Origin of the sequence: Mammaliicoccus sp. B-M6 (assembly GCF_022386965.1) — a bacterium.
Taxonomy (GTDB): Bacteria; Bacillota; Bacilli; order Staphylococcales; family Staphylococcaceae; genus Mammaliicoccus; species Mammaliicoccus sciuri_A.
Genome location: NZ_JAJNHJ010000103.1, coordinates 1 through 234, shown reverse-complemented (window position 1 = coordinate 234; position 234 = coordinate 1). Strand labels below are relative to the sequence as shown.

Here is a 234-nt window from a genome sequence, read left to right as displayed (position 1 = left end):
TGTCAACAAAAACTTAGACAGAATTCATAAGTTTATAAGAGGTTGGTGTTTGATAATTTAATCCTGCATGTAATCTTTCATTGTTATACCAATTTATATACAATTTTAATTCAATCTCTAATTGTTCTATCGTATAGAATCTAGTAGTATTTATGAATTCTGTCTTTACTGCTTTAAATATTGTTTCTGCTACTGCGTTATCATATGGATTTCCCTTACGGCTTAAAGAACGGT

Annotated in this window: 1 protein-coding gene; it reads right to left on the bottom strand. The window is 28.6% G+C overall.

What is annotated here, in order from left to right; genetic code table 11:
- Positions 1–13 precede the first annotated feature (13 nt).
- Positions 14–234: integrase core domain-containing protein (locus tag LQ693_RS13620; protein ID WP_239703283.1), on the bottom strand; the 221-nt coding region annotated here is incomplete at its 5' end.